Source organism: Asaccharospora irregularis DSM 2635, from assembly GCF_900129815.1.
Lineage (GTDB): Bacteria > Bacillota > Clostridia > Peptostreptococcales > Peptostreptococcaceae > Asaccharospora > Asaccharospora irregularis.
On the sequence record NZ_FQWX01000031.1, the window covers coordinates 1 to 25,621 of the forward strand.

Sequence of the window (25,621 nt, forward strand, 5' to 3'; positions counted from 1 at the left end):
GAAGCCAACTTCAAGATAAGATTTCCCACCGCAAGGTTAAGATCCCAGGAAGACTACCTGGTTGATAGGTCAAAGGTGTAAGTGCAGCAATGTATTTAGCTTATTGATACTAATAGATCGAGGACTTGACCAATATATGATTCATTCACTGATATATATACAGTTTTGAAAGTGTTAATATTTAGTTATATAGTTTATAAAATTAAATAATTAATTCTTTTTATAAAAGATTATGTGGTTATTATAGCAAAGAGGATACACCTGTTCCCATTCCGAACACAGAAGTTAAGCTCTTTAGCGCTGATGGTACTTGGTGGGCAACTGCCTGGGAGAGCAGGACGTAGCCACGTAATCTTTTTTTTATTAAATAAATTATGTTTTAACTTGTAAATGCATAAGAAAACTAAGATACATATCAAATGTTACTAGATGATATATTAAAAAATTAAATATTGATTTAATAAGCATTATTTATCAAAGAGTTTATTTTTTTCTGTATATGTATCCTAATAAACAAAATAATAGTGATGTAAATATTAATGACCAACTCCATTTTCTTATCATATAAGTTACCACTGGTTGAAATGATTCATCTGTTAATCCCATAAAAAACATAATAGCTATAAATAGTAATGCTATTAAATAAATTGTGAATACAATCTTTCTTACTTTTTTTAGTTTTGTACCTTTTTTCATATACATAAATATTCCTCCAATAGAGAATTCCTCTTTTTATAACCTATTAAAAATTTATTTTAAACTCAGAGTTTACTTAAACTCTAACACTCCTATGTTAACACAAAATTTATACAACTCAATACTTTTCATATATTTGAACTCAGTTGTCTTATTTTTGTATTTTTTAATGAGATTTAACTTTTTATATCGTACAGAAAAATAGTTAGGTTATTACCACTATCATGTTTATACCTACATAATTTCAATAATTAACTTATATATTAATGATAGAGACTTTTTTAACAGGTTAACTTTCTAAAGCTAGGCTGCAATCTATTCTTAGATAAGGTTGCCTTCTAACTTTTAGATGCTTGTTTTATCTGTGTACCTTGAATCTTTTATTGATGATTTAAAGAGAGATTTTAACAAAACATAAGTAGTATATAAAGGTATAAATTACAAAAGAATTTAAATATGCGAACTATATTAAGGATTATAAAAATTAAGTTCGAAAACATAGGAATTATTATATTTAAAACATAAAAAATATATTTATATCCGATTATAGTTAGAAAACGTACTAAAATCTCCTTAATTTAATTATGGTGAATTTAATTTATATACCCTTAAAGTTATTTATATTTATAAATTTATCTTATTAATTAAGGAACTTGCCTAAACATCTTCAAAAATAAAGTTTTTTAGGCTATAATCTTTAATATTATAAAATATTTATGGAAGAAGGGAATAATATGCTTAAAAAATTTAACAAGGTGCTAGTTGCCAATAGGGGCGAAATTGCTATAAGAATATTTAGAGCATGTTCTGAGTTAGGTATAAAGAGTGTAGGAATATACAGCAAAGAAGATAAATATGGTTTATTTAGAACAAAAGCAGATGAATCCTATTTAATAGGAGAGGATAAAGGACCTATAGATGCTTATTTAGATATAGACGGAATAATAGACTTAGCGAAAAAGAAAAATGTTGATGCTATACACCCTGGGTATGGATTTTTATCAGAAAATCCAGAGTTTGTTCGTAAATGTGAAGAAAATGGAATAGTATTCATAGGACCATCAGCAGACATTATGAATATGATGGGTGACAAAATAAACTCTAAGAAAATAGCTAAAGAGGTTAATGTTGATACTATTCCTGGAGTTGATAAATCGGTAAAATCAGCAGAGGAAGCAAAAGAAGTTGCGAACAAAATAGGCTATCCTATTATGTTAAAAGCTTCTAATGGCGGTGGCGGTAGAGGTATGAGAATAGTTTACCGCGAAGAAGATTTAGATTTAGAATATGAAACTGCATGTAGTGAATCAAGAAAGGCATTTGGTAAGGATATTATATTCGTAGAAAAATATATAGAAAATCCTAAACATATAGAGGTTCAAATACTAGGAGATAAGTATGGTAATATAGTTCATCTATACGAAAGAGATTGCTCTGTTCAGAGAAGACATCAAAAGATAATTGAGTATGCTCCAGCATTCTCTTTAGACGCAAAGGTGAGGGAAGCTATATGTAATGATGCTATAAAGATAGCTAATCATGTAGGATATGTTAACGCAGGTACATTAGAATTCTTAGTTGATGAAAGCGGAGAGCATTACTTTATAGAGATGAACCCAAGAGTACAGGTTGAACATACTGTAACAGAGATGGTTACAGGCATAGATATAGTTCAGAGTCAGATACTAATAGCTCAAGGATATAGATTAGACAGTGAAGAAATAAATATTAAATCTCAAGATGGTGTAGAAGTAAGAGGATATTCTATACAATGTAGAATAACAACTGAAGATCCTAAAAATAAATTTATGCCTGATACAGGGAAGATACAAGTGTATAGAACAGGATCTGGATTTGGGATAAGACTAGATGGAGGTAATGGGTTTACAGGAGCGAATATAAGCCCTCACTATGATAGTTTACTAGTTAAGACTATATCATGGGATAGAACTTTTAAAGGAGCTATAAACAAAACAAAAAGATCAATAAAAGAACTTAGAGTAAGAGGGGTAAAAACAAATATAGGATTTTTAGTAAATGTATTAAATAATCCTATATTTGAAGAAGGTAAATGTAGTACTAAGTTTATAGATGAGAATCCTGATTTATTTGATATAGCAGAGAGCAAGGATAGAGGGACTAAGTTACTTCAATTTATAGGCGATGTTGTTGTAAATGATAATGGATGCAAAGATAAGCCAGTCTTTGAACAATTATACCAACCAAAAATAAAAACTGATATTGCTAAAGTAGAGGGAAGTAAGGTTTTATTTGATAGATTAGGCAAAAAAGATTATATCGAAAGTATAAGAAATGAAAAAAAATTATTGATAACAGATACAACAATGAGAGATGCACACCAATCATTACTAGCAACAAGACTTAGAACTTATGATTTGCTAAAGGTTGCTGAACCAACACAAGAGTATATGAAAGATTTATTCTCTTTAGAGTTATGGGGTGGAGCTACTTACGACGTTGCATATAGATTCTTAAAAGAATCTCCTTGGATTAGACTACAAAAGTTAAGAAAAGCTATACCAGATATAATGTTCCAAATGTTGTTTAGAGCATCTAACGGTGTAGGATATAAGAATTACCCTGACAATGTAATAAGAGAATTTTTAAAGGAATCAGCAGATCAAGGAATAGATGTATTTAGAATATTTGACTCTTTAAACTGGGTAGAAAATATGAAACCATCTATAGAAACTGCTCTAGAAACAGGTAAAATAGTTGAAGCAACTATGTGTTATACAGGGGATATATTAGACAGTAGTAAAACTAAGTATGACATAGATTACTATGTAAGAATGGCGAAAGAATTAGAATCACTAGGATCTGATATTATATGTATAAAGGATATGGCTGGTCTACTTAAACCATATGCTGCGTATACATTAATTAAAGAGCTAAAGAGAAATGTAAAAGCACCAATACACTTACACACTCATGATACTAGTGGAAATGGAGTTGCTACTTGTTTAATGGCTGCTGAGGCTGGCGTGGATATAGTAGATGGGGCTTTAGAAACAATGGCAGGGCTTACAAGTCAACCTTCAATAAACGCAATAGTTGAGGCTCTTAAAAATACAGAAAGAGACACAAATATAGATTTATACGGATACGAAGAAATAGGAGCTTATTATAGAGATTTAAGAAAAGTTTATAGTAAGTTTGAAAGTGAATTACGTAATCCTTCAGCTGAAATATACAAATATGAAATACCTGGAGGACAGTATACAAACCTAAAACCACAACTTGATAGTTTAGGTTTAAGTAATAAATTTGAAGAAGTAAAAGTAAAATACAAAGAAGCAAATGATTTATTGGGAGATATAATAAAAGTTACTCCATCTTCTAAGGTTGTTGGAGATTTAGCTATATTTATGACAAAGAACAAACTTGATAAAAACAATATATTCGTAGAAGGTAAAAATCACTCTTTCCCTGATTCAGTAGTGGATTATTGCAAGGGTATGATAGGTCAACCAGAGGGTGGAATTCCAAAAAACATGCAAGAAATTGTTTTAAAAGGAGAAAAAGCTATCACAGAAAGACCAGGTTTATTAATACCTAACGAAGATTTTGATCAAGTAAAATCTTACTTAGATGAAAAGTTTGGAATAAATGCAAACATAAGAAATATACTTAGCTATACTTTATATCCAAAGGTATACGAAGACTATATAAAACATCTGCAAGAGTATAATGATATATCTAAGCTTGAAAGTGATGTTTACTTCTATGGATTGGCTAAAGGTGAAGAATGCGAAGTTGAAATAGAAGAAGGAAAAATACTTACTATTAAACTAGTAGATATAGGTGAGCCTAAAGAAAATGGACATAGAACGATAGGTTTTGAACTTAATGGCATGATAAGAGAAGTGGAAGTAAAAGACAAGAACTTCTCAGGAAAAATAAAAGATATAGTAAAAGCTGATATGAATGACCCACTGCAAATAGGAGCAAGTATACCAGGAAAAGTTGTTAAGATAATGGTAGAAGAGGGTCAAGAGGTAAAAGCAAACCAACCGCTGATAGTTATAGAGGCTATGAAGATGGAAACTAATATAGTGGCTAAGGCTGATGGTATAGTTAAATCAATTAAGGTTAGTGAAGATGAGGTAGTTGGAGATAAGCAATTGCTAATAAGAATGAAAAATAAATAAAAAATGAAAAAATAAATATATTATAACAAAAAGTGGCTGCTTCAAAGTAAATTGTATTTTGGGGCAGTCATTTTAATTTTACTTTAATAATATGTTTTAGGACTAAGTTTATAAGTTAAATTTTTAATTAAAAAAGAAGGAGAATATAAATATATGTAGAACTTGTACCTTAAATAGGAATATATCTAAAAAACTAGAATATATTAAGATATATAAATGTGTATCAATTCAAATGTAACATATGTTTGTATGATATAAGCACAGAATATTTCTTGGGAAATATCAGAAATACATTCGCGATACAAATGAAGAATAGCGGGAATGTCATATCAATATAACCACTTCAACACCTGCACTTACATATAAAAGGAGTTTACGGTTTTAAAGGCAATTGTAAAACTAGATATTAGCTTAAAGTTAATATAAATTTATTTATTAAAGTTTGTATAAATTTTAAAAGGTAGGTGCTTATATGAATGTCTATGATAGTAACAGAGTAAGGAATATAGTAGTACTAGGACATAGTGGATGTGGAAAAACAAATCTAATAGAAGCAATATCTTACACAGCAAATCTTACTAATAAGACACCAAAATTGACTGACAAAACGAATATGACGTATAGTATGGAATTAAAACCTGTAGAACATAATGGATACAAATTTAATTTACTAGATACTCCAGGTTATTTTGATTTTAGTGGCGATGTATTATCTTCAATACAAGCCAGTGATGCTGCTGTAATAGTAATAGATGCAACATCACCTATACAGGTAGGTACAGAAAAAGCATTAGAACTAACAGAAAATGTTCCTAAAGTTATGTTTATAAATAAAATAGATAATGATAAGGCTAGATATAAAGATGCAATAGCTATGTTAAGGGAAAAATATAATAATAAAATAGTGCCAATGATTAGCCCTATGTACAAGGACAAAAAGTTTATAAAGCTTCACAACGTATTTGAAAATATAGATGACCTAGAAGGTGAATTTAAAGAACAAATTATCCATATAAAAGAGGCTTTGATGGAGCTAGTAGCAGAGACTGACGATCAGATACTTGATAAATACTTTAGTGGAGAGGAATTAACCAAAGAAGAAATACAAAAAGGAATTATTATAGGTATACAAAGAGGAGACATTATTCCTGTAATATGTGGATCTACTATAAATAATATAGGAACCAAAGAAATATTAGACACAATATCTAAGTATGTAGAGTCAAAACAAGTTGATGAATTAGATAAAAAAGATCAATTTAAGGGATTTGTATTTAAAACGAAAATTGATCCATTTATAGGGAAAATATCATATCTAAAAATAACTCAGGGTGAGCTAACAAAAGATGTAGATGTATTTAACTTAAACAAGTCAGTAAAAGAAAAGATATTAAATATATATATTCCTAGAAATGGTGAAATGCTAGAAGTGAATAAAGCTAAAGCAGGAGATATAGTTGTGTTGACAAAGCTAAATTCTCTTAATACCGGTGATACTATAGCTAAAGATAAAGGTGAAAGTTTATTACAAGCAATAGATTTGCCTAAACCACAGATATACTATGCACTATATCCTAAAAATAAGGGAGACGAAGAAAAAATAGGATTAGTATTAAATAAATTAGTTGAGGAAGATCCTACATTACACTGGTATAGAAATACAGAAACAAAACAAGCCTTGGTAGGTGGACAAGGGGAGTTACATATCAAAAATATGAAAAATAAAATGAAAGAAAAGTTTGGTGTTGATGTAGAACTAAGTGACTTAAAGGTAGCATATAGAGAAACTGTAAAAGGAAAATCAGATGTACAAGGAAGGCATAAAAAGCAATCTGGAGGACATGGACAATATGGAGATGTAAAAATAAAGTTTGAAAGAAGCGACGATGACTTTGAGTTTGCCGAGGAGATATTTGGAGGTTCAGTTCCAAAACAGTATATTCCAGCAGTCGAAAAGGGGCTGAAGGAATCTATGTCTAAGGGTATACTAGCTGGTTATCCTGTAACAAATATAAGGGCTACTCTTTATGATGGATCATATCATGACGTAGATTCATCAGAAATGGCATTTAAACTTGCAGCTAATATAGCGTTTAAAAAGGGAATGGAACAGGCTGAGCCAATATTATTAGAACCTATAATGAAGCTTAAAATAACAGTTCCTGAGGAATATACAGGAGATGTAATGGGGGATATAAACAAGAGAAGAGGAAAAATACTTGGGGTAGAACCAGATGATAAAGGTAAACAAGTAATATATGCTCAAGCTCCTCAAAGTGAAACATTTAAATATGCTATAGATTTAAGATCAATGACACAGGGAAGAGGAAGTTTTGAAATGGAATTAGATAAATATGAAGAAGTTCCAGAATATATAGCAAAAAAAATAATAGAAGATGCAAAATAATATAAATACACTTTCTCAAAGTGTATATAGTTAGAATCTGTTTAAATAAAATTTATTAAGAATTATAAAAATACAGGCTGTCTCTAAGTAGAGTCAAATCTTTAATGAGGATTTAATTTCTAAATAGAGACAGTTTTTATATTCTATAACATTAAATAGAGATTAAGTACATACCTGGAGATATTTAAATAATCATATTGTATAAAATTTAGTAATATAGTTGAAAAATAAAAAATAAATATAAAGTAAGTAAGGTTTAAATTATTCGATATGAGAAATAATAGGAATAATAGAAAAATTATACAATACAATATAAGGTATGTAATCTATAAACTGTGTTAAAAACAGGAGGAATATATGATGTATTTAAACAGATTTACCCAGAGAGCTAGAAAGGCAATCGATTTAAGTTTATCATCTGCAAAAGAATTAGGTAACAGTGTTGCAGGAAGTGAGCATATATTGCTTGGATTAATTAAAGAAAAAGAAGGGATTGCTTTTAAAGTACTAACAAAAATAGGATTAACAGAAGAGTATACACAAGATAAAATAGTTGAGATAAATGGTAGTAGTTCAATTACACCAGAAAACATTACATTAAGTCAGAGAAGTAAAAAAATATTAGAGTTAGCAGGAATTTTTGCTAACAAATTAAAGACAGATTACATAGGAACAGAGCATATACTACTTGCTATGATACAAGAGGGAGAAGGACAGGGAATTAAAATACTAAAAAATGCAGGAATAGATAGTAAATTAGTAGTTCAATTCATAATAGATATGATTGGACTAGAAGTTTACTCCCAAGATAATTTCTCAAAAGAGAGTTACTCTAGAGATAGTTATTATACAAATATAGAACCTGAGACAAAGTCAAAACCTACATCAAAGTTACTAGATAAATATGGAGTAAATTTAACCCTATATGCAGAGGGAAATAATATAGATCCAGTTATAGGAAGAGATAAGGAAATAAAGAGAGTTATACAGATTTTAAGTAGAAGAACAAAGAACAACCCTATACTTATAGGAGACCCTGGTGTAGGTAAAACATCGGTAATAGAAGGGTTAGCATTAAATATAGTATCAGGGAATGTACCGGATACCCTTAAAAATAAATCTATATATACATTAGAAATGGGATCTTTATTAGCGGGTTCTAAGTATAGAGGAGAGTTTGAAGATAGAGTAAAAGATGTTATAAAGGAAGTATCTAAAAATAAAGATATAATATTATTTATAGATGAAGTTCATACAATGATAGGAACTGGAAGCACAGGAGAGAACTCAATGGATGCCTCTAATATACTAAAACCTGCATTAGCAAGAGGCGAAATAAAAATCATAGGTGCGACAACTATAAATGAATACAGAAAGTACTTCGGGAAAGATCCTGCGCTAGAGAGAAGATTTCAGCCAGTTAAAATAAAAGAGCCAAGCAAGGAGGATACAAAAAAGATACTTGCAGGTTTAAGAAGTAAGTATGAAGAACATCATAAGGTAAAAATAAGTGATGAAGCTATAAATTCAGCAGTTGAATTATCCGTAAGATATATAAGTGATAGATATCTACCAGACAAAGCAATAGATTTAATAGATGAGGCATCTTCAATGGTCAAATTAAGTAAGGTCGGTGCCTTAGAGGAGATAGACTTAATAGAGGAAAAACTTAGAAAAATAATAAAAGAAAAAGAAGATGCAATCAGAGTTCAAAACTTTGAAAAAGCAGCTAGGCTAAGAAATTCTCAAATAAAAGCAAAAGAAGAGTTAGAATATATAAAAAGTAAACAAGACAGCCCACTTGTAAATAGAAGGGTGGTGGATAGAGAGTCGATAGCTCGAGTGGTAGAGTTATGGACAGGAATACCTGTAAACAAGATAGTAGAGGAAGAAGCTGAGAGACTATTGAATCTTGAGGAGATACTTCACAATAGGGTTGTAGGTCAGGATCAGGCAATAAAGTCCATATCAAGGGCAGTAAGAAGGTCTAGGGCTGGGATTAGTGATCCAAATAGACCTATAGGTTCGTTTTTATTTTTGGGACCAACAGGAGTAGGTAAAACAGAATTATCTAAAGCTCTTGCAGAAGCACAGTTTGGAAGTGAGAATAAGATAATAAGAATAGATATGTCAGAATATATGGAAAAACATTCGGTATCGAGAATGGTAGGTTCGCCACCTGGTTATATCGGTCATGAAGAAGGCGGACAATTAACAGAGGCGGTTAGAAGAAATCCATATTCTGTAATATTATTTGATGAAGTTGAAAAAGCTCATCCTGATGTGTTTAATATATTGTTACAAGTTCTAGATGATGGTATTTTAACGGACTCAAAAGGAAGAACTATTGACTTTAAAAATACAATCATAATAATGACATCTAATGTAGGGGCTAGCCTTATTAAAAAAAGAAATACATTAGGTTTTGCAGTAGAAAATAAGGATGAAATAGCTATTAATAAATACGAAATGATGAAAAAAAATATAATGACAGATTTAAAGCAAAAGTTTAGGCCTGAATTTTTAAACAGGATAGACGATATAATAGTATTCCATTCGTTAACTGAGAGGGATATACAAAAAATAGTAGAGCTAATGTGTAGAAATTTAAAAAATAGATTAAAGAGTATGGATATCGACCTGGAGATAAGGGAAGAAGCTATAAAGCTTATTACTAAATCGGGGTTAGACTTAGAATATGGGGCAAGACCACTAAAGAGAGCAGTACAAAAAGAACTAGAGGATAAGCTTTCAGATATAATACTTATGGGAAAATTAAAGAGAGGTAAAAAAGCTATAGTAACAAGGGATTTAGATGAAATAGTAATTGAAGTTGAAAATAATAGAGAAAAATTACTTAAAAAGGTATAAATTTCACATATTATTCCACACATATGCTAAAATTATTATAGTAGATTAGTGAATTAAGGGTGATTTTTTAATGGCAAAAGTAAAAACTAAATATGTGTGCCAATCATGTGGATATGAAACAGTGAAATGGCTTGGGAAATGTCCTGAGTGCATGAGATGGAACACGCTTGTAGAAGAGGTAGAAGAGAAGAACTCAAAAAAAGAAGTTTTCTTTATAGATAAAGGGTCTGCGAAACCGATTAGTATAAATTCGATAGAAACTAAAGAAGAGGAACGCTTTACAACCCAGATAAAGGAATTGGATAGAGTTCTTGGGGGTGGAATTGTAAAGGGTTCATTGGTTCTTGTAGGAGGGGATCCTGGTATCGGTAAATCCACACTACTGATACAGGTATCGAGTAATGTATCTAACTCCGGAAAAAAAGTACTATACATATCAGGAGAAGAGTCTGAATCTCAGATAAAAATGAGGGCGAGAAGATTAGGTATTAATTCAGAAAACCTATATATATTTGCAGAAAATAATTTAAGCATAATAGAAGCTCATTTAGAAAATATAAATCCAAATCTTATAATTTTAGATTCCATTCAAACCGTATATAGCCCAGAAATATCGTCGGCACCAGGCACTGTGAGTCAAATTAAAGAAGGAACATCCAAGTTTATGAAAATTTCAAAGAAGATGGGGATATCAACCTTTATCGTCGGTCATGTAACAAAGGAAGGATCCTTAGCAGGACCAAAGTTATTAGAACATATGGTTGACACTGTTCTTTACTTTGAAGGAGAAAGATTCAATACTTATAGACTAGTAAGGGCAGTAAAAAATAGATTTGGATCGACTAATGAATTAGGTGTATTTGAGATGAGAGATACTGGATTAATTGAACTCGAAAATCCTTCAAAAATCTTAATATCGGAAAAGCCTAAAGATGTAGCGGGTTCGGTTATAATCTCCACTGTAGAAGGAACAAGACCTATGCTTTTGGAACTGCAAGCACTGGTATCACCAACTAGTTTTGGAATACCAAAAAGGACGGCGACAGGTGTAGACTATAACAGAGTAGCACTATTGCTGGCGGTACTAGAAAAGCGTGTTGGACTTCAAATACAAAACCAGGATGTTTATATAAATATAGTTGGAGGAATAAAAATAAATGAACCCTCTATTGATTTAGGTATAGCTATTTCAGTAGCTTCCAGTTTTAAGAACATACCTGTAGATGAGACGATAGTGGTTACAGGAGAGGTGGGACTGACAGGAGAAATAAGGGCAGTTAGCTTTATAGAAAAAAGAATTTCTGAATGTAGAAAACTTGGATTTACCAAAATGGTTATTCCAAGAAGTAATTATGAAGTAGTAAAAGATGTTAAGGGAATAGAAATTTTACCTGTAGACAATCTAAGACAGGCTATAAATATAGTACTAGGGGGTAAAAAATAGCGATGGATGACTTTTTAAGTAATAAAAGTAGTATAGCGGCATTGAAAATGATATCCCCTGGGACTCAGCTTAGACAAGGGCTTGATAATGTACTAAAAGCAAAGACAGGGGGGCTTATAGTAATAGCCACAAGTGAAGAAATTATGAAGGTTGTTGATGGAGGATTTAGTATAAATGCTGAATACTCTCCAGCATATTTATATGAGTTAGCTAAAATGGATGGAGCTATAGTTCTTAGCGGTGATATAAAAAAAATACTCGTTGCAAATGCACAACTTATACCAGATTATTCTATTGAAACATCAGAAACAGGAACTAGACATAGAACTGCTGAAAGGGTAGCAAAGCAAACGGGAGCTATTGTAATAGCAATTTCTCAAAGAAGAAATGTTATATCTGTATACAGAGGAGAAAATAAATATGTTGTAGAGGATATATCAAAAATATTTACAAAAGCTAACCAGGCTTTGCAGACATTAGAAAAGTATAAGAAAGTTTTGGACCAGGCTATTATAAGCTTAAATGCTTTAGAGTTTAATGATTTGGTGACAATTTATGATGTTGCACTTGTTATGCAAAAGATGGAAATGGTAATGAGGGTGACAAATATCATAGAAAAGTATGTAATAGAACTAGGAAATGAAGGAACATTAGTAAGTATGCAGTTAGAGGAGCTAATGGGAACAACTAAAGAGGACATAAAGTTAATATTTAAGGATTATAGCAAGAGTGACGAAGATGTAGGTGAATTTAGAAAAAAAGTAAAAAATTTAACACCAGATGAATTAATTGATCTTATAAATATGGCAAAACTTTTAGGTTATAGTGGATTCTCGGAAAATATGGACATGCCTATAAGACCAAGAGGTCATAGGGTTTTAAGTAAGATTCATAGACTACCGTCTACAATAATAGAAAATTTAGTAAATTATTTTGAAAACTTCCAGGATATTTTAGATGCGTCAATAGAAGAACTAGATGACGTAGAAGGAATAGGTGAAATAAGGGCAACATATATAAAAAATGGTCTTATAAAAATGAAACAATTGGTATTATTAGATAGACATATATGATGAATTTTAGATGAAATTTACAACTTTGTCCTTGAACATAACATAACATTTAGTCTATAATAAGAAAATATCGACTATATAAAATAGGGGGTGGAATATTGATAAGAAAAGTAATAAGAGTGTGCGTAGGGATGCTTGGGCTTATACTAGGATCGACTACTTACCTAAAACTGATGAAAGATATTAAACAACTTACCTTTGGAAGAGAGATATATGGATTTGCAGCAGCCATAGCAGTAGGGATAGTTATAGGTTTACTATTTTATGTTATAGAGCCTTGGGTTGTAAAAAAGGTTAAAGAAGCAGCTAAAATTATGGATAAGGAAATTTCGAAATATCCCCAAACAGATGTATTGTTAGGGTCTATAGGACTTATAGTAGGATTTGTTATAGCATATTTATTAAGTGGTCTAATAAATCAGATACCAATTATAGGGGGGCTATTATCTTTAATAACATACATATTTATGGGATACTTAGGAATAAGAATAGCTCTTAAGAGTAAAGATGATTTATTCAATATCAGCAAACTGAGTAGATTATCTAACACAATCAAAGAAAAAGGAAGTAAAAAAGAAGTAAAAGGGATTTCTCCAAAAGTTTTAGATACGAGCGTAATAATAGACGGTAGGATAGCGGATATATGTAAAACCGGGTTTATAGAAGGAAAGCTTATAATCCCAGCATTTGTTTTAGAAGAGTTAAGACATATCGCGGATTCTTCTGATGACTTAAAAAGAGTAAGAGGAAGAAGAGGGCTTGATATATTAAATATAATACAAAAAGAATTAAAGATAGAAGTAGAGATAAGCGAAAGAGATTTTGAAGATATTTCTGAGGTTGATAGTAAATTACTGAAACTTGCCCAGACTATAAATGGGAAGGTAGTTACAAACGACTACAACTTAAATAAAGTGGCACAGTTCCAGGGAGTAGAGGTTTTAAATATAAACGAACTTGCAAATGCAATAAAGCCTGTAGCTATACCAGGTGAAGATATGGTGGTTCAAGTAGTTAAAGAAGGAAAAGAAATGAACCAAGGTATTGCATATCTTGATGATGGTACTATGATAGTTGTCGATGGAGGTAGAAAATATATGGGTGAAACAATAAAGGTATTGGTTACATCTGTACTACAAACTCCAGCAGGTAGAATGATATTTGGTAAACCTAAAAATTAATAATAGTGTTGTTTGCAGGAGGATGGTGATTTATATAGATTATCATCCTCTATTTGATATAACTTAAAACGGGAGGATGAATGATGAACAGTGTCATAATCGTTGCTGCTGGAAGTGGAAAAAGAATGAATACAGATATAAACAAGCAATTTATAAAATTAAATGGCAAGGAAATGATAGCCCGTACTATAGAGGTATTCATAAACAATAAAAACATAGATGAAATAGTAGTTTGCATAAGGGAAGAAGAAAAAGATTTTTTTATTAAAAATATAGTAGATAAATATAACTTCAATAATATAAAAATTGCGTACGGAGGAAAGGAAAGACAAGACTCTATATATAATGGATTAAAGGAAGTAAGCACATCTTGTAATATAGTACTTATACACGATGGCGCAAGACCATTTGTAGATAGTCAAACGATAGATAAATCTATACAAGTTGCTAGGGAGAAAAAGGCAGTAGTTGTAGGTGTTCCGGCAAAAGACACTATAAAAGTTGTAGAAGATGGAGTTATAAAAGAGACACCGAAGAGAAGTAAACTTTGGCTAGCTCAGACTCCTCAGGTGTTTGATTACAACATAATAATGAGGGCTTATCAGGAAGCATACAAAAATAATTATTATGGTACAGATGATTCTATGTTAGTTGAATATATAGGTCAAAGTGTTTCGATGGTTATGGGAAGTTATGAAAATATAAAAATAACATGCCCGGAGGATTTAGATTTTGCTAAAGAAATAATAAATAAGAGAGCTTAGTTTTACATAGTTTTAGATTTATACTAATGCATGAGTTTTTATAAATATAAAAGGAAAGAGGTTATTATATGAGAGTAGGGTTAGGCTATGATGTACATAAACTAGTTGAAGGAAGGAAGTTAATAATAGGAGGGGTAGATATTCCTCATGAAAAAGGCCTGTTGGGTCATTCAGACGCTGATGTACTGACGCACGCCGTTATGGATTCAATACTAGGAGCATTAGGCTTGGGTGATATTGGTAAACATTTCCCTGATACAGATTCAAAATATAAAGGAATAGACAGTATAATATTACTGGAAAATGTATATAATTTAATAATATCTAATGGATATGAAATAGGGAATATAGACTGTACTATTATAGCGCAAATTCCGAAAATGGCTCCCTTTATAGATAATATGAGAAAAAATATCTCAAATGCACTAAAAACAGACCTAAAAAATGTGAATGTCAAGGCGACTACTGAAGAGGGGCTTGGATTTACTGGTGCCAAGGAGGGCATATCCGCACAGAGTATATGTTTGTTAGTTAAGGTTGACAACTAATATTAAATGATATATTATTAATAATAATATAAAAAATACTAACAATTTTGATAATTTGTTTTATAAATTATTAGAATAAATCTAAAAGCTACAATAAGGAAATAGTAAAAGATGAAATCTTTACAGAGAGGAAACAGTGGTGAGAGTTTCCAAGGGGAAGTCTTTGAACCAATCTTTTAGCTTAAAGACGGTAACAAGTTTTTACGGGAAGGACCGTTATATCCTATAAAGAGAGCTTTTAAGCTAACTAGAGTGGTACCGCGGAAGTAGAACCTTTCGTCTCTATATTGATATCAATATAGAGACGAAAGGTTTTTTTAATACCTAATAAAGTAAATTTAGTGTTGTTGAGTAGGTTACCTAGATATCACTCAAAATAAATAAAATTTTAACAATAAATACACTCAATAATCAAAATTTTAGGAGGAAAAGTAAAATGAGAATGTCAAAAATGTTACTACCTACATTAAGAGAAGTTCCTGCAGATGCAGAAATTACAAGTCATCAGCTTATGTTAAGAGCTGGTATGATCAAAAAAATGGCATCTGGGGTATATAATCAATTACCAATGGGAATAAGGGTTTTTAGAAAAATAGAAAATATAATTAGAGAAGAATTAGAAGCTAAAGGATGTCAAGAAATACTGTGTTCAGCATTAATACCTTCAGAACTTTGGAAAGAATCAGGTAGATGGATTGCAATGGGAGAAGAGATGTTTAGATTAAAAGACAGAAATGAGAGAGATTACTGTCTAGGGCCAACACATGAGGAAGTATTTACAGATATAATAAGACAAGAAATTAGTTCATACAAGCAACTTCCATTAAATCTTTATCAAATACAAGTAAAGTATAGAGATGAAAGAAGACCAAGATTTGGTGTTATGAGAACAAAATCTTTTACAATGAAGGATGCATATAGTTTCGATGTTGATGAAGCAGGATTAGATAAATCATATCAGGATATGTATGAAGCATATACAAACATATTTGCTAGATGTGATTTAAACAATAGACCTGTTGAGGCGGACTCAGGAGCTATAGGAGGATCTACTTCAGCAGAATTCATGGTTAAATCAGAAGTTGGAGAAGATGAAATAGTATTCTGTGATAGTTGTAGCTATGCAGTAAATATGGAAAAGGCTGTTTCTGAGAGTATTATACCTGAAAAAGAAGAGATGAAGGAGTTAAACCCAGTTCATACTCCAGGGGTAGTTACTATAGCTGACTTAGAGAAGTTTTTAGATGTAAAAGCAAATAAGCTTGCTAAAACATTGATATATGAGGCAGATGGAAAAACAGTGGTAGTCGTTGTAAGAGGAGATAGAGAAGTAAACGAAGTGAAGGTATGTAATGCAATAGGTGAAGTTGTTGAATTCGACCTAGCAAGAGAAGAAATAGTAAAACAAGTTACAGGTGCAGCGGTTGGATTTGCAGGACCAATAGGAATAAAAGCAGACTATGTATTTATAGATAAAGAAGTTGCTAATCAAAACAATATAGGAGTTGGTGGAAACAAAACTGATTACCATATAAAGAACGCTAACTATGGAAGAGACTTTGACGGTATAGTTGGAGACTTCAGAAATGTTCAAGAAGGAGATAAGTGTTCTTGTGGAGGAAGCTTGGAAATAGCAAGAGGTGTAGAGGTTGGGCACATATTCAAGCTAGGAACTAAATATTCAAAATCTATGGGGGCAACTTATATAGATAAAGAGGGAAAAGAAAAACCTATAGTTATGGGTTGTTATGGAATAGGAGTAGAGAGAACTGCAGCAGCTATAATAGAACAACACAACGATGAGAACGGTATATCATGGCCATTATCTGTAGCTCCATATCATGTTGTGGTTGTGCCAGTAAACATGAAGAAAGAAGAACATATAGAAGCTGCTGAAAAAATATACAATGAATTAAATAATATGGGTGTAGAAGTGTTATTAGATGACAGAGATGAAAGAGTAGGAGTTAAATTCAAAGATTCAGAATTGATAGGTATACCAATGAGAATAACTATAGGTAAGGATATATCTGAAGGTCAAGTAGAATTTAAGCTAAGAAACAGTGAAGAAAAAGAACTGATCAAACTAGAAGATATAAAAGACAGAGTAAAATCAGAATTTGAAAAGAACAACGTAAGATTAGGATAATTTAGAAAAGTAATATTTAAATAGGAATACTACAATTTCTAAGTAGAATACTGATTTAGATTAATTTAAAGAGTAAATAGTATATATAATCCACATAATTAATAGTAATTAGGTTTATATGTGGATATATATACTATTTTAATTTCTAAAGATACTAATTTATCAACAGTTAAATTAGTATCTGAGAAATTATATTTAACTACAAACTTAGGTATAAAAAAGAATATAATTTAGGTATAAAAAAGGATATGAAAATTAAAAAAAGTAATGTATATATAACTAAGTAAAAAGATATGCTTTGCGTTTTGTCAAATTGGACAAAATAATATTGGATATAGTAGAATTATTTTGGTATTATAAGCAAAGGAATATTATTAGGAGGTAAGGTTATGAGTGTAAGAGTAAGATTTGCTCCAAGTCCAACTGGATTTGTTCATATAGGTAGTTTAAGAACAGCTTTATACAACTACTTATTTGCAAAAAGAATGGGCGGAGAGTATATATTAAGGGTAGAAGATACAGATCAAACGAGACTAGTAGATGGAGCTATAGAAAATATGCTTGAGGCCATGAATTGGGCAGGCGTTAACCATAGCGAGGGTGTTATATTAGGCGAAGATGGAAAAGTAACACAATCAGGGGAATATGGACCTTATGTTCAATCTCAAAGACTTGATATATACCAAAAGTATATAAAACAATTATTAGATAATGGACAGGCATACTACTGTTTCTGTACTAAAGAGAGACTGGATAAAGTAAGAGAAGAACAAAAAGAAGCAGGAGAAACACCAAAATATGATGGTCACTGTAGAGAACTTTCTAAAGAGGAAGTAAAAGCTAAAATAGATGCAGGAGAACCGTATGTTATAAGATTAAAATTACCAGAAAACCATGTTATAAAGTTTACTGACTTGGTTAGAGGGGAAACAGAATTTAATACTAATGATTTAGATGATCAAGTATTAATAAAAACAGACGGATTCCCAACATATCACTTTGCAGTTGTTGTAGATGATTATCTAATGAAAATAACTCATATAATAAGAGGTGAGGAGTGGGTATCATCAACTCCAAAACATGTTTATTTATATGAGGCATTTGGATGGGACGCTCCTGTATTTGTACATTTACCTAATATTCTTAATAAAGAAAAGAAAAAATTAAGTAAGAGACAAGGTGATGTTGCAGTAGAAGACTTCAAGAAAAAAGGGTATTTACCAGAGGGATTAGTAAACTATGTGGCATTAGTTGGTTGGTCTCCAGAAGATAATCAGGAAATATTCAATATGAAAGAATTAGAAGAAGCCTTTTCTATAGAGAGAGTATCCAAAAGTGGTGGAGTATTCGATACAGAAAAATTAAATTGGGTTAACCAACATTATATAAAAGATGCAGATGATGAGTATTTAACAGATTTAGCGATACCATTCTTAATAGAGGGTGGATTTATAACAGAAGAAGAAGCATCAACTAAATACGATTTCTTGACAAAAATGATATCTGTAATAAAAGAAAAGCTACAATATGTAAAAGAAATACAAGATCATGCAAATATATTCTTTGGTGATAAGGTAGAGTTAGAAACAGAAGAATGTAGAGATTTCTTAAAATTAGAACACATACCTACACTAATTAATGCATTAGAAGAAAAAACAAATAATGCCGAAGTAGTAGATGAAGCCTTTGTAAAAGCAATGTTTAAAGAAATACAAAAAGAACATGGGATAAAGGGCAAAAACTTATTCATGGGATCAAGAATAATACTTACAGGGCAAATGCATGGTCCAGATCTTCCAAAAACAATGGAAGTCTTAGGAAAAGAAAATTGTTTAAATAGAATAATTTATGTAAAAAATAATATTTTATAGTTGTAAAAAGTCCACTACTTGAGGGTGGGCTTTTTTTTATGTTAATTTTTGTTGAAAACATTTATCACTAAAAGTGGAGGATTTTCAAAGTTTATAGTTAATATATATTTATAAGACTGTTAAATAACAGGTATTTTTCCTGCGTAAAAATACTAATAAGTAAAAAGTAAAATTTAAAATTTTAGAGGGAGTTTCAAAATGAAAAATAATTAACTTTAAATTAGTGATAAGTTAATTTATATAAATTGTATTGAAATTGCATACTCGGAATTTTAAAAAATTACCTTTTATATAAAATTATATAGTTTAAAGCACGATATTAAATGAATCTTAGATATATATTTAAAAATTCAAGCCTCAAAAATAGTGTAGGAAGAAGTTTTATTATCTATCCAAGAATTTTAGGATATCAAAGTTTTAGATTATTATGATTTTTTAAGAATAGATTGATAAATTAGTTAACACTAGTTTATATTTATAGTTAAAAATTTAGAATAAGAATTTTATAGGAATTATTAAATATAGATGCGACTCTAGAGAAATGTTATTCAAAACTAAAAATATATCTATTTTAGAATAGGTATATTTTAAAATAACTAAATATGGGTAAATAAGATAATGAGTTATCTGTTGTCTGTTTTAAAATTGGGGAGGAATCACTTTGTATACTAATATAGATGATTTAAAGAAAGAATTAAAAGAACTATGCTCAGAATACGTGATTATCTTAGAGAGATTGAAAGAGGAAGAAGTAATAACTCAGGATACATTTGAAAAATGTACATCTAAAAAGATTTTGTTCTTACAGGAGTAAATAGATATATATATCTAGATGCTACTCTATGGTATGATTAATATATATTTTTCAATATTTTGCAGATATAATAGTAATACTATTAATTATCGGGTATTTAAACTATAATATATTATATAATTCTTAGTGGAAAGTTATAACAATACAGTGAGGTGATGAGTATGAAATTATATAATACACTGACTAGAACAAAGGAAGAATTTGTTCCGTTAGAAGAAGGAAAGGTAAAAATGTACGTATGTGGACCAACTGTCTACAATTATATTCATATAGGTAATGCTAGACCATTTATTATATTTGATACCCTGAGAAGGTATTTTGAATATAGAGGATATGACGTAACTTATGTTCAAAACTTTACAGATGTAGATGATAAAATAATAAAAAGAGGACATGAGGAAGGTATATCTCCAGAAGAAGTTGCAAGTAAATATATAAATGAATACTTTGTCGACTGTGATGGACTAGGTATAAAAAGAGCTAGTGTTCACCCTAGAGTAACTGACAATATACAACAAATTATAAAGTTTATAACTGACTTAGAAGACAAAGGATACGCGTATGAAGTAAATGGAGATGTATACTTTGATACTAATAAGTTTGAAGGTTATGGAAAGCTTTCAAAACAAAAAAGAGACGAATTAGAAGCTGGAGCAAGAATTGAGATAAACGACCAAAAAAGACATCCTATGGATTTTGTACTTTGGAAGGCTAAAAAGGAAGGAGAACCAGGATGGGAAAGTCCTTGGGGAGAAGGTAGACCAGGGTGGCATATAGAGTGTTCAGTTATGTCTAATAGATATTTAGGAGAAACTATAGACATACATGCTGGAGGTCAGGACTTAACGTTCCCTCATCATGAAAATGAAATAGCTCAAAGTGAAGCTAGAAGTGGAAAACCATTCTCAAGATATTGGATGCACAATGGTTATATAAATATAAATAATGAGAAAATGAGTAAATCAAAGGGTAATTTCTTTACAGTTAGAGATATATCTAAGTTATATGATTTAGAGATAGTGAGATTTTTCATGTTATCAGCTCATTATAGAAACCCGGTAAACTTTAGTGATGAGATGTTAAATCAAGCTAAGGCTGGCTTAGAAAGATTATACAATACAAAAGAAAAATTACAATTTACAATAGATAATTTAGAACAATCAGGTGTAAGTGAAAAGGAAAAAGAGCTTCTTACTGAATTAGACGGATTTAGACAGAAGTTTATAGAGGCTATGGATGATGACTTAAACACAGCTGATGGTATAAGTATAATATTTGAATTAGCAAAATTTGTAAATTCTAATGTCGATGAAAACTCTTCTTTAGAGTTCGCTAAGAAATGTTTAGAAGAATTCAATGAATTGACAGGAGTTTTAAACATAGTTAATAAAAGTAACAATAACTCAGTAGATGCTGAAATAGAAGATTTGATTAATCAAAGAACGGAAGCTAAGAAAAATAAAGACTTCCAATTAGCAGATGAAATAAGACAAAAACTATTAGACAAAGGAATAGTACTAGAAGATACTAGACAGGGTGTTAAGTGGAAAAGGATATAATAATGGATAAATCAGAATTAATTACTTTATCTCCGTTAGTTTTAGCTTACTTAGGAGATACGGTTTATGAATCATATATAAGAGAATATTTGATAAAGCAAAACAATCAAAGAAAAGTTAATGATCTTCATAAACGTGCTATAAAATACGTTAAGGCCAAAGCTCAAGCTGATATAATACATGAAATAGAAAAAGATTTGACAGATGAAGAACGTAGAATTTATAAAAGAGGAAGAAACCAAAAATCAAATACATCGCCTAAAAATGCAGATATAATAGACTACAAGCATGCTACAGGATTTGAAGCACTAATTGGATATTTATATTTGAACAATGAAAGTGATAGGCTAAAATATATAATTGAAAAAGGAATAGAAATTATAGAAAAATCGATATAAAAACTAATCGGGGTTGTCTTAAAATTAAGCTTTATATACAATTTTGCAATTGTTTGAAAACTTAGTGTATATTTTAAGACAACCTATTTTTAACTCTATATCTATTATTTCTATAGATATATTTTAATTATAGAAATTATATTGCTAGGAGATTTAAAGGTAAGTATAATTTCCGCTTATCAACTAAATAATGTATAATAGACTTATAAAGTAATGACAGGAGGTACAAAGATATGAAAGTTAAGTTATTAGCTTATACACCTGAACCAGAAAAGGTCATATCTATGGCAGCGAAACTATGCTATTCTCAAGTTGGAATAGAAGAAATAGAAAGCAATTTAACAGCAGAAAATGTAGAAAGATTTCTAAATATGTTAATAAGTTTAGGACATGCATCCCCATTAGAACATGTTTCATTTACCTTTGGTATAGAGGGAATATCAAGAAGTTGTTCTCATCAATTAGTGAGACACCGTATAGCTAGTTATTCACAGCAAAGTCAAAGATATGTTAAATTAGACCAGTTTGAATACATAATCCCCCCGGAAATAAATAAGATTAAAAAAGCTAGAGAGGTATTTATAGAATCTATGCAAAAAGATCAAGAAGCTTATAATGAGTTGGTAGAAATTTTGTTTAAAGAAACTTATGATGAGCTAGTAAATTCGGGAGATAGTGAAAAAGAGGCTTCTAGAAAAGCAGAAAAAAAAGCTATAGAAGATGCTAGGTATGTATTCCCTAATGCATGTGAAACAAAAATAGTAGTTACTATGAATATAAGAAGTCTATATAACTTCTTTGAACATAGATGCTGTGAAAGAGCTCAGTGGGAGATAAGAGAAGTAGCTACAGAGATGTTAAAGCAGGTTAGAGAAGTTGCTCCTATATTATTCAAGAGCAAAGGGCCAAAGTGTGTGAATGGAAGTTGCCCAGAAGGTAAGATGACTTGTGGGAGAATAGTAGAAGTAAGGGAAAAATTCAAAAATCTGTAGGTGGTGGAAAGTTTGACAAGCATAGAAGGGAGAAATCCCGTAATAGAAGCGATAAAAAATGATAGACAAATAGAAAAAATAATGATAGCTTCCTCAGCAAAGGAAGGTTCCATAAAGAAAATAATAGCTATGGCTAAAGAAAAAAATATAATAATACAATATGTAGACAAACACAAACTAGACGAAATAAGTACAAGTCATTCGCATCAAGGCGTTATTGCCAATGTAAGCGAGCATAAGTATTATGAATTAGACGAATTAATAGAATTGACTAAAGAAAAAAAAGAAGATCCATTTTTTATTATTCTAGATGAAATAACTGATCCTCATAATCTTGGTTCTATAATAAGGACTGCTGATGCAGTGGGTGCACATGGTGTAATAATACCAAAGAGAAGATCAGTACATATAACACCTGTTGTAACAAAGGCATCTGCAGGAGCAGTAGAATATGTACCAGTTTGTAAGGTAACCAATATAGTCAATACAATAAAAAGATTAAAAGAAGAAGGACTTTGGATTGCAGCAGCTGATATGGATGGACAAACTTTTTATGAACAAAATTTAACAGGACCATTAGGTTTGGTTATTGGGAGTGAAGGGTTTGGTATATCTAGATTAGTAAAACAAAATTGCGATTTTACTGTAAAGATGCCTATGATAGGAAAGGTTACTTCCCTAAATGCATCTGTTGCAGGAGGAATTCTTCTATATGAAATCTTCAAACAAAGATCAGGTAGAGTAAATAAATAAACATGAAGAGGAAAATAAACTCTTATTTAATTGTAGATGGTTACAATATTATAAACGCATGGGACGATTTAAAGGAATTGGCAAAAGAGGATTTAGAAGGCTCGAGAGAAAAATTAATAGGCGATATTATTGAATACTCAGAGTTTACTGGGCATAAGGCAATAATAGTTTTCGATGCATACAACGTAAAAAACTCAAGAGAAAAGGTTGAAAAAAGAAAACATATAACTGTAGTGTACACAAAGGAACATCAGACAGCTGATAGTTATATAGAGAAATTTATGGACTCTATATCTAGATATGATAGTGTAAAGGTAGCTACTAATGATTACGCCGAGCAACAAATAGTTTTAGGGAAAGGGGCTGCTAGGATTACAGCTAGAGAACTAAAGCTAGATCTAGATCAAGCTAAGAGTCGATTAAAGGATAAAAATAGCAGTTCCAGGAAAAAAATAGATAGAAATTGGTTAGAAGATAGGTTAGATAAAGAGACTTTGTCGAAACTTGAGAACATTCGTAGAAAGCGTTGAAAATACTAGATTTGTTAGACTATAATATAGCTATAAACTGTTTTATATGGGGGAGATTTACATGTTATTAGCTAAAGATAAGGATTATGATTTTTTAGATGAGTGCCAGCAAGATGAATATAATATAGTATTAAAAGCAAATAAAGGGGATAAAATAGCTTTAGAATATATTATTATGAAGTACAAAAATTTTGTGAAAGCAAAAGCTAAATCATATTTTTTGGTAGGTGCAGATAAAGAAGACATAATTCAAGAGGGAATGATAGGCCTTTATAAGGCAATAAGAGATTTTGATGGGACAAAAACAAATTCGTTCAAATGTTTTGCAGAAATATGTATAACAAGACAAATAATAACTGCAATAAAGACAGCAACAAGACAAAAACATATACCGTTAAACTCGTATGTTTCTTTAAATAAACCGATATACGATGAAGAATCAGATAGAACACTTTTGGATATTATAGCTACTACTATAGTTACGGATCCAGAAGAGCTTATAATAAGCAAAGAAGAGTTAAGACGTATAGAAACTAAGATGCATGAGCTATTAAGTGATTTAGAATTAGAGGTTTTAGAATTATATCTAAATGGTAAGTCATATCAGTACATAGCTAACAAACTTGAAAGAGATGTTAAATCAATTGACAATGCCCTTCAAAGGGTCAAGAGAAAATTAGAAAAACATCTTGAAAACAGAAATGATTAATAGTAAAATACTTACCATAAGCTTATTGTAAGCGTAATTAAATTAATGATAACCTAAGGGAGGTATTTCAAATGGCTAAGGCTAAATACGAAAGAAGTAAACCACACGTTAATATAGGAACAATAGGTCACGTTGACCACGGTAAAACTACATTAACAGCTGCTATAACAAGAACATTACATGATAGATATCAATTAGGAGAAGCAGTAGATTTTGCTAACATAGATAAAGCTCCAGAGGAAAGAGAAAGAGGAATCACAATATCAACATCTCACGTTGAGTATGAAACACCAAACAGACACTACGCTCACGTTGACTGCCCAGGACATGCTGACTACGTTAAAAACATGATAACAGGAGCAGCTCAAATGGACGGTGCTATATTAGTTTGTTCAGCAACTGATGGACCAATGCCACAAACAAGAGAGCATATACTATTATCAAGACAAGTTGGTGTACCATACATAGTAGTATTCTTAAACAAATGTGATATGGTAGATGACGAAGAACTATTAGAATTAGTTGAAATGGAAATAAGAGATTTATTAAATGAATATGAATTCCCAGGAGATGACACTCCAATAGTAAGAGGATCAGCATTAATGGCATTAGAAGATCCAAAATCAGCATGGGGAGATAAAATAGTAGAATTATTCGAGCAAATAGATGCATACATCCCAGAACCAGAAA

The 25,621-nt window shown here is 30.8% G+C and carries 19 protein-coding genes, 2 rRNA genes and 1 other annotated feature; of the genes, 20 read left to right on the forward strand and 1 reads right to left on the reverse strand.

Going from position 1 to position 25,621, the window contains the following annotated elements; all coding sequences use genetic code 11:
• Positions 1-133: ribosomal RNA gene (locus tag BUB34_RS10170) — 23S ribosomal RNA — on the forward strand; the annotation flags it as partial.
• 100 nt (positions 134-233) lie between these two features.
• Positions 234-350 (forward strand): 5S ribosomal RNA (gene rrf, locus BUB34_RS10175).
• Between the two features lie 133 nt (positions 351-483).
• Here rrf and BUB34_RS10180 read toward each other — a convergent pair.
• Positions 484-702: a hypothetical protein gene (locus BUB34_RS10180; RefSeq protein WP_073126998.1), complete on the reverse strand. Its 219-nt coding sequence runs from the start codon at positions 700-702 to the stop codon at positions 484-486.
• Between the two features lie 728 nt (positions 703-1,430).
• Here BUB34_RS10180 and BUB34_RS10185 point away from each other — a divergent pair.
• The 18 genes from BUB34_RS10185 to BUB34_RS10265 form a co-directional block, all read left to right on the forward strand.
• The gene (locus BUB34_RS10185) at positions 1,431-4,868 is read left to right on the forward strand and encodes a pyruvate carboxylase (RefSeq protein WP_073127000.1); all 3,438 of its coding nucleotides are present in this window, start codon (positions 1,431-1,433) and stop codon (positions 4,866-4,868) included.
• Between the two features lie 472 nt (positions 4,869-5,340).
• Positions 5,341-7,275, forward strand: coding sequence for an elongation factor G (locus tag BUB34_RS10190; RefSeq protein ID WP_073127001.1), 1,935 nt, complete (start codon positions 5,341-5,343; stop codon positions 7,273-7,275).
• 360 nt (positions 7,276-7,635) lie between these two features.
• The gene (locus BUB34_RS10195) at positions 7,636-10,146 is read left to right on the forward strand and encodes an ATP-dependent Clp protease ATP-binding subunit (protein ID WP_143153375.1); all 2,511 of its coding nucleotides are present in this window, start codon (positions 7,636-7,638) and stop codon (positions 10,144-10,146) included.
• 70 nt (positions 10,147-10,216) lie between these two features.
• Complete coding sequence (gene radA / locus BUB34_RS10200; RefSeq protein ID WP_073127005.1) at positions 10,217-11,590, forward strand: DNA repair protein RadA; 1,374 nt, start codon at positions 10,217-10,219, stop codon at positions 11,588-11,590.
• A gap of 2 nt (positions 11,591-11,592) precedes the next feature.
• The gene (disA, locus tag BUB34_RS10205) at positions 11,593-12,663 is read left to right on the forward strand and encodes a DNA integrity scanning diadenylate cyclase DisA (protein WP_073127007.1); all 1,071 of its coding nucleotides are present in this window, start codon (positions 11,593-11,595) and stop codon (positions 12,661-12,663) included.
• Between the two features lie 98 nt (positions 12,664-12,761).
• Positions 12,762-13,844 (forward strand): PIN/TRAM domain-containing protein, encoded by a 1,083-nt coding sequence (locus tag BUB34_RS10210; RefSeq protein WP_073127009.1) that lies wholly within the window; start codon positions 12,762-12,764, stop codon positions 13,842-13,844.
• Between the two features lie 83 nt (positions 13,845-13,927).
• The gene (ispD, locus tag BUB34_RS10215; protein ID WP_084120363.1) at positions 13,928-14,608 is read left to right on the forward strand and encodes a 2-C-methyl-D-erythritol 4-phosphate cytidylyltransferase; all 681 of its coding nucleotides are present in this window, start codon (positions 13,928-13,930) and stop codon (positions 14,606-14,608) included.
• Positions 14,609-14,676: 68 nt separating this feature from the next.
• Positions 14,677-15,156, forward strand: coding sequence for a 2-C-methyl-D-erythritol 2,4-cyclodiphosphate synthase (ispF, locus tag BUB34_RS10220; RefSeq protein WP_073127013.1), 480 nt, complete (start codon positions 14,677-14,679; stop codon positions 15,154-15,156).
• 81 nt (positions 15,157-15,237) lie between these two features.
• Positions 15,238-15,443, forward strand: a binding site (T-box leader).
• 149 nt (positions 15,444-15,592) lie between these two features.
• On the forward strand, positions 15,593-17,305 hold the full coding sequence (locus BUB34_RS10225) for a proline--tRNA ligase (RefSeq protein WP_073127015.1): 1,713 nt from the start codon (positions 15,593-15,595) through the stop codon (positions 17,303-17,305).
• A 389-nt stretch (positions 17,306-17,694) separates the two neighbouring features.
• Entirely contained in the window at positions 17,695-19,176 is a 1,482-nt protein-coding gene (gene gltX / locus BUB34_RS10230) for a glutamate--tRNA ligase (RefSeq protein WP_073127017.1), read from the forward strand.
• A 661-nt stretch (positions 19,177-19,837) separates the two neighbouring features.
• Positions 19,838-19,990 (forward strand): hypothetical protein, encoded by a 153-nt coding sequence (locus tag BUB34_RS13350; RefSeq protein WP_200787918.1) that lies wholly within the window; start codon positions 19,838-19,840, stop codon positions 19,988-19,990.
• Positions 19,991-20,151: 161 nt separating this feature from the next.
• Positions 20,152-21,549, forward strand: a complete 1,398-nt coding sequence (cysS, locus tag BUB34_RS10235) for a cysteine--tRNA ligase (RefSeq protein ID WP_073127019.1) — start codon at positions 20,152-20,154, stop codon at positions 21,547-21,549.
• Positions 21,534-21,947, forward strand: coding sequence for a Mini-ribonuclease 3 (locus BUB34_RS10240; RefSeq protein WP_073127021.1), 414 nt, complete (start codon positions 21,534-21,536; stop codon positions 21,945-21,947). The genes cysS and BUB34_RS10240 overlap by 16 nt, the downstream gene beginning before the upstream one ends.
• A gap of 233 nt (positions 21,948-22,180) precedes the next feature.
• A complete protein-coding gene (thyX, locus tag BUB34_RS10245) occupies positions 22,181-22,939 on the forward strand; it encodes an FAD-dependent thymidylate synthase (RefSeq protein ID WP_073127023.1) in 759 nt (252 codons plus the stop codon).
• Between the two features lie 12 nt (positions 22,940-22,951).
• Entirely contained in the window at positions 22,952-23,692 is a 741-nt protein-coding gene (gene rlmB, locus BUB34_RS10250; protein ID WP_073127025.1) for a 23S rRNA (guanosine(2251)-2'-O)-methyltransferase RlmB, read from the forward strand.
• A 2-nt stretch (positions 23,693-23,694) separates the two neighbouring features.
• A complete protein-coding gene (locus tag BUB34_RS10255; protein WP_073127027.1) occupies positions 23,695-24,222 on the forward strand; it encodes an NYN domain-containing protein in 528 nt (175 codons plus the stop codon).
• A 61-nt stretch (positions 24,223-24,283) separates the two neighbouring features.
• Complete coding sequence (sigH, locus tag BUB34_RS10260) at positions 24,284-24,931, forward strand: RNA polymerase sporulation sigma factor SigH (protein WP_073127029.1); 648 nt, start codon at positions 24,284-24,286, stop codon at positions 24,929-24,931.
• A gap of 71 nt (positions 24,932-25,002) precedes the next feature.
• Positions 25,003-25,621, forward strand: a 619-nt coding sequence (locus tag BUB34_RS10265; protein WP_143153374.1) for a GTP-binding protein, incomplete at its 3' end; no start/stop codon positions are given.

Bases quoted from the DNA above. Each gene is read 5' to 3' on its own strand.
- BUB34_RS10180 (WP_073126998.1), bottom strand. From the start codon at position 702: ATGTATATGAAAAAAGGTACAAAACTAAAAAAAGTAAGAAAGATTGTA.
- ispD (WP_084120363.1), top strand. From the start codon at position 13,928: ATGAACAGTGTCATAATCGTTGCTGCTGGAAGTGGAAAAAGAATGAAT.
- BUB34_RS10185 (WP_073127000.1), top strand. From the start codon at position 1,431: ATGCTTAAAAAATTTAACAAGGTGCTAGTTGCCAATAGGGGCGAAATT.
- gltX (WP_073127017.1), top strand. From the start codon at position 17,695: ATGAGTGTAAGAGTAAGATTTGCTCCAAGTCCAACTGGATTTGTTCAT.
- BUB34_RS10225 (WP_073127015.1), top strand. From the start codon at position 15,593: ATGAGAATGTCAAAAATGTTACTACCTACATTAAGAGAAGTTCCTGCA.
- sigH (WP_073127029.1), top strand. From the start codon at position 24,284: ATGTTATTAGCTAAAGATAAGGATTATGATTTTTTAGATGAGTGCCAG.
- thyX (WP_073127023.1), top strand. From the start codon at position 22,181: ATGAAAGTTAAGTTATTAGCTTATACACCTGAACCAGAAAAGGTCATA.
- ispF (WP_073127013.1), top strand. From the start codon at position 14,677: ATGAGAGTAGGGTTAGGCTATGATGTACATAAACTAGTTGAAGGAAGG.
- disA (WP_073127007.1), top strand. From the start codon at position 11,593: ATGGATGACTTTTTAAGTAATAAAAGTAGTATAGCGGCATTGAAAATG.
- BUB34_RS10255 (WP_073127027.1), top strand. From the start codon at position 23,695: ATGAAGAGGAAAATAAACTCTTATTTAATTGTAGATGGTTACAATATT.
- cysS (WP_073127019.1), top strand. From the start codon at position 20,152: ATGAAATTATATAATACACTGACTAGAACAAAGGAAGAATTTGTTCCG.
- BUB34_RS10195 (WP_143153375.1), top strand. From the start codon at position 7,636: ATGTATTTAAACAGATTTACCCAGAGAGCTAGAAAGGCAATCGATTTA.
- BUB34_RS10190 (WP_073127001.1), top strand. From the start codon at position 5,341: ATGAATGTCTATGATAGTAACAGAGTAAGGAATATAGTAGTACTAGGA.
- radA (WP_073127005.1), top strand. From the start codon at position 10,217: ATGGCAAAAGTAAAAACTAAATATGTGTGCCAATCATGTGGATATGAA.